Source organism: Ectobacillus sp. (genome assembly GCF_056992975.1).
This window is the reverse complement of the sequence record NZ_JBXKMX010000294.1, coordinates 1-5,458: the sequence shown is the minus strand read 5'-3', so window position 1 is coordinate 5,458 and position 5,458 is coordinate 1. Positions and strand designations below refer to the sequence as shown.

Here is a 5,458-nt window from a genome sequence, read left to right as displayed (position 1 = left end):
GATGAAGTTATTGTTGTTGAAGGAGATGAGTATAAAGATTTTTCTACTGACGGATACGCAAATGTAATGACAAAATTAGTAGAAAAGTATAAGCCAGCAGCGATATTAATTGGCGCTACATATAATGGAAGAGATTTAGGATCGAGGGTATCTACTAGACTAGAGACAGGGTTAACGGCAGATTGTACACAATTAGACGTTAATGAAGATGGAACCATTGCGTGGACGAGACCAGCATATGGAGGAAATTTGATGGGTACCATCATTTGTTCCGCAAGACCACAAATTGGAACGGTAAGACCTGGAGTATTTAAAAAAGCAGAGAAAGACGATACTAGAACAGCGACTATTATAAATGAAGAGATTCGTACACCTGCAAATGAAATTAGAACAAAAATTGTCGAAGTGTTGAAAGCTACAGAAGAAGCGGGAGTTAACCTAGAAGAAGCAGAAGTGATTGTTGCAGGAGGGAGAGGCGTAGGAAAAGCCGAAAACTTTGAACTTATTAAAAATTTGGCCGATCAATTTGGCGGTGCAGTAGCAGCATCAAGAGCATGCGTTGATGCGGGTTGGATATCCCCGCTGCAACAAGTTGGGCAAACAGGAAAAACGGTAGGACCGAAAATTTATATTGCATGTGGCATCTCAGGAGCGATTCAGCACGTAGCAGGAATGTCTTCATCAGAAGTAATTATCGCAATTAATAAAGACCCGGATGCTCCTATTTTTGATATTGCTGATTATGGAATTGTTGGAGACATGTTTGAGGTAATTCCTGAATTTATTAAAGAAATGAAAAGCTTAAAAGCAGTGTAATAATTTCCCGTACAGTTGGATGTAGCCTTAGCCCTAAATTTCTAGTGGGCTAAGGCTATTTGAAGTTTTCTCCTTTAAAGAATGGAAGATAGGAAAGTACAGAACGTCAGTTAAAACTGATTATTTGTACTTCCTTTTGTACCATAAACTTTTGATTTCTTGGGAATTTCATCCTAATAATTGAGCTTATGTATTTCACGAGCCATGGATTCTAGAATATAAACGACAGGGACTTGGGTCGTAATATTCGCTTCTTCAAAGAATTCCTCAGTTACATAATAAGGAATGTTTAAATCAGACATTTTGGCAATGGTTGAGAGTTTATTGTTTGTAATACTAATAATTTTACTTCCTTCTTGTTTTAGTATATTAAGATGAGTGACTGTAAAATTATTTTCTCCTGAGACAGATAAAGCAATGGTTACGCTATTATAACGGAGTTTGGAGTGAATCGGAAAGTGAGGGTCTTTAATATACAGCGAAAATGTACCTAAGCTTGAGAAATATCTTGCACCATATTCTGCAAGAATACCGGAGCTTCCGATTCCAATAAAAATAACATTATCTGCTTTCGTAACCAGACTTGCAGCATCCTTAATTTTTTCTTCTAGATCCCCTTTTAACGTGCGGTCAAAAAACTGTGCTAATGAATGCTGAGAACTTTTTACTATCGTTTTTTTATTCTCTTGCAACTGCATTTTAAGCTTTACTTTGAATTCGGAAAAACCTTCACAATTTAGTTTTCTACAAAAACGTAAAATCGTCGCTGTTGATACATGGGTTTCATCTGCTAGTTCACGTATCCGCATATATGCGACTTTATCACTGTTTTTACAAATATAGTTATATAGTGAAGCTTCTAGCTCATTAAAAGAAGCAATGATGTCGTTTGAAAACATATAGGTAGAATTCTCCTTCTATAAGAAATAAAGTATTTCAACTCTCCCCATTTTAACACAATGATTTAGATGACACATATCGTTACATTTATGTAACAAGTGACTTCCTGTGTCATTAGAAACTAGATATGGTTCTCTTATTTACTATCTTGCCATATATAGCTATGATTCCTTTGTAGTCTTTTACGTTACCTTATGAAAAAGAAAACAGTTATATATTTCCACTATAAGCAAATAGTAAATCCTATACAGATTGGGAGGTAATTAAATGAAAGAATTTCAATTTCCTGAAGGTTTTTTATGGGGCGGAGCAACTGCTGCGAATCAAATGGAAGGTGGATTTCATGAAGGACATAAAGGGTTAAATATTGCCGACGTTCTTCCGGGCGGAAAACAGCGGTATAAAGTATTACTGAATCCAGGATTTGATTTTGAAATCCATCAAGACCAATACTACTATCCAAACCATGAAGCGATTGACTTCTATCATCGGTATAAAGAAGATATTGCATTGTTTGCAGAAATGGGTTTCAAGGCATTTCGTATGTCGATTGCCTGGACGCGAATATTTCCTAAGGGAGATGAGTTAGAGGCAAACGAAGAAGGCTTAGCGTTCTACGACCGGGTGTTTGATGAACTACACAAGTATGGAATAGAACCAGTTGTTACGATATCCCATTATGAAATGCCTCTGCACCTTGTAAAGGAATATGGAGGCTGGAGAAACCGCCTGGTGGTGACGTTCTTCGAAAGATATGCTAAAGCTATTTTCAAACGTTATCAAAATAAGGTAAAGATCTGGATGACGTTTAATGAAATAAATAGCGGCTTGGTGATGCCGATTCAAGGTCTTGGTTTTTCTATTCAGAATGAAGAGGATAAATATCAGCCTACCTTCCAAGCATTCCATCATCAATTTGTCGCCAGCAGCCTTGCAGTCAAGGCATGCCATGAAATCATTCCAGACGCTAAAATTGGCTGTATGATTCTCTTTGCACCTGTCTATTCCATTGATTGCAACCCAGAAAACATCATGTATGCAATGCAGGAAGAACAGCTATTCAATTATTTTTGTGCCGATGTACAAGTCCGAGGCGAATATCCTGCATTCATAAAAAGATACTTTAAAGAACATCATATTGAAATAGAAATGCAAGAAGGCGACTTAGCCTCAATAAAAGAAGGAACCGTTGACTATATTGGATTTAGTTATTATATGTCACGCACCGAGAAGAAAGTGAAGACAGATCTGGAAGCTGCGCAAGGAAATATTATTGGCGGCATAAAAAATCCATTTTTGAAAGCAAGTGACTGGGGATGGGAAATCGACCCGGCCGGACTACGGATTAGCTTAAACAAATTATATGACCGCTACCAAGTACCACTATTTGTTGTAGAAAACGGACTAGGAGCCTATGACAAAATAGAAGAGGACGGCTCCATCAATGACGACTACCGAATTGACTATCTCCGTGAGCACATGAAAGCAATGGGAGAAGCAATCGAAGATGGTGTCGAATTACTAGGCTATACAAGCTGGGGCTGCATTGATTTGGTTAGTGCTTCTTCAGGCGAATTCTCGAAACGGTATGGTTATATTTATGTTGATAAGCATGACGATGGTAACGGAACATTAGAACGCAAAAAGAAAAAGTCCTTTTTTTGGTATAAAGACGTAATTAAAAAAAATGGAAAAAACCTATAAAACCAAGCAATTCGTATTCGATATTGGGAATACTCGAGGGGCTACTAAGGTAGCTCCTTTTTAGTTGGGGAATTGTAATATAGCAATCAGATTCCTTAGTAATTTTATATTTGTTTTTTTAATTAACGTTTGTTTTAAAAAAATAGATTGTGATATACTATTAATAAAAAAGGTCGGGTTTTTTTGTATTCCAAATTTTTAAAAACATTTGATTTCTTGAGATTAGAAAATAGTGAAAGTTTTACTCGTTCAAATAAGAGAATGCTATTAAATAGAATTAAAGTTTTTTCAATTTCCATCATAATTTTTAGTATTTATTTTTTTTATATGGATTTTATACGATTAAATGACTTACAAAACAATTCATTCCAATTTTTTTCTATTATCACTCACTTTTCCGCCGTCCTTCTATCTTTTTTGTACTTAGTTATTTATCGTTCTATACATAAAAAAGACTGGTTTATTAATTCACGCTGGTCTTCCTTCCTTATTTATGCATACATTGCTTTTTGCTTGTTTATAGGTGCACTTGCTTCTCTTAATACACAACGATTAACTGGGAATTTTGACCCTAATATCATTATACTTATTAGTGTTGCCGTCATATTTCCTATAAGACCACTCATTTTTTTCTTTATCCTTTTAACGACGCATGCTTCTTTTCTAATCGGCCTTTTCCTTATAAGCAGTGATACGTATACAATTATTATTAAGGAAGTGTATACAATTGCCACAACTGCAATTGCATTTCTAGCCTCATTTTCTTTTTATTCATTTAGAAGACAAGATTTTATTAATAAATTAAAAATAAAAGATAAAGAAGATAATTTTCGAAAGTTGTTTGAAGTTAACCCTTTTCCTCAAATTCTTTCTCGATTAGAGGATGGAGAAATCATCCTTATAAACAAAAAGGCAATGGACTTTTATGATCTACCAAAAGGGGAACTTCACGATAAGGATACATCTATCTTGTTTCAAAACAACGAGGAACGATTGACAATCATAGAAAAACTAACAACGATAGGAAGTGTGAAAAATTACATTTGCCCGCAGCAAGTGCCTTCCACAAGATGGGTCATGATAAATTTTGAATTAATTGACTATGAAGATGAGCCATGTATCCTAAGTGGTATAATGGATATTACAGATTTGAAAAAAATTGAAGATGAACTTACTTTATATGCTTCAACAGATCCACTCACTGGAATCATGAATCGACGTCATGGAATTGAATCTTTAAAAAATGAACTTGTAAAAGCAAAGGAACAAAATGGTGAATTTATCTTATGCTTTATTGATATAAACAATTTGAAAAAAATTAATGATACATTTGGGCATGCTGAGGGAGACTATTTAATTTCTTCTGTTAGTCAATTGATTAGTAAGAAGATTGATCAAAGTGATATTTTTTTTCGTTTAGGGGGAGATGAATTCATCATTTTATTTTTTCATAAACAAATGCACGATGTTCAAAAAATCTGGGATTCCATACTCTTGGCATTTGATAGTTTTCATTCACCGAATCATCAGTACACCATCTCGGCAAGTCATGGTTTATACCATTATAAATCAGGCATGGATCTTACCTTTGAAGAATTGATTCATCTTGCCGATAAGGAAATGTATAAGGAAAAGACTACATTAAAAATGAAAGAACTGGATGGAAGTGCAACGATAAAGTAGTATGGGTTTTGGTTAACTAAGCTTAAAAACAAAACCAAATTCTAGGGCGTGCAGTAATCAATCCCGTGTTTAGTTACCGCTTATAGCGAAAAGGAAGGAAGCAGGTTAATTAATCCACTGTTTTAGTTACCACCATGAGCGAAATTCAAAGTATCCGGTTATCAAAGAACAATAAAGTAATCGTCTTTATAAAAGGTTCTTTTCGCATAAATTGTTGTTTTTAGACTATACTTTGCCCGTTACTTGCTTTCCGCGGGGAGGGAGGGGAGCCTCCTCGGCGTTACCGCCTGCGGGGTCTCCCACTTCCCTCTTTTCCCGCAGGAGTCAAGTGCCTTCCGCTCCAATCAACTCAGAT

The 5,458-nt window shown here is 35.5% G+C and carries 4 protein-coding genes; 3 read left to right on the top strand and 1 reads right to left on the bottom strand.

Annotated features, from left to right (window positions below; genetic code table 11):
- On the top strand, window positions 1-816 hold an 816-nt coding region (locus AC11ZT_RS13425), incomplete at its 5' end, for an electron transfer flavoprotein subunit alpha/FixB family protein (protein ID WP_484060084.1).
- Between the two features lie 173 nt (window positions 817-989).
- Here AC11ZT_RS13425 and AC11ZT_RS13420 read toward each other — a convergent pair.
- Entirely contained in the window at window positions 990-1,715 is a 726-nt protein-coding gene (locus tag AC11ZT_RS13420; protein WP_484060083.1) for a MurR/RpiR family transcriptional regulator, read from the bottom strand.
- Window positions 1,716-1,983: 268 nt separating this feature from the next.
- On the opposite strand from AC11ZT_RS13420, the gene AC11ZT_RS13415 reads away from it, so the two are divergent.
- Both AC11ZT_RS13415 and AC11ZT_RS13410 read left to right on the top strand, forming a co-directional pair.
- On the top strand, window positions 1,984-3,420 hold the full coding sequence (locus AC11ZT_RS13415; RefSeq protein WP_484060082.1) for a glycoside hydrolase family 1 protein: 1,437 nt from the start codon (window positions 1,984-1,986) through the stop codon (window positions 3,418-3,420).
- Between the two features lie 327 nt (window positions 3,421-3,747).
- Entirely contained in the window at window positions 3,748-5,103 is a 1,356-nt protein-coding gene (locus AC11ZT_RS13410) for a sensor domain-containing diguanylate cyclase (RefSeq protein ID WP_484060081.1), read from the top strand.
- The last annotated feature ends 355 nt before the right edge of the window (window positions 5,104-5,458 follow it).

Bases quoted from the DNA above. Each gene is read 5' to 3' on its own strand.
- AC11ZT_RS13420 (WP_484060083.1), bottom strand. From the start codon at position 1,715: ATGTTTTCAAACGACATCATTGCTTCTTTTAATGAGCTAGAAGCTTCA.
- AC11ZT_RS13415 (WP_484060082.1), top strand. From the start codon at position 1,984: ATGAAAGAATTTCAATTTCCTGAAGGTTTTTTATGGGGCGGAGCAACT.
- AC11ZT_RS13410 (WP_484060081.1), top strand. From the start codon at position 3,748: ATGGATTTTATACGATTAAATGACTTACAAAACAATTCATTCCAATTT.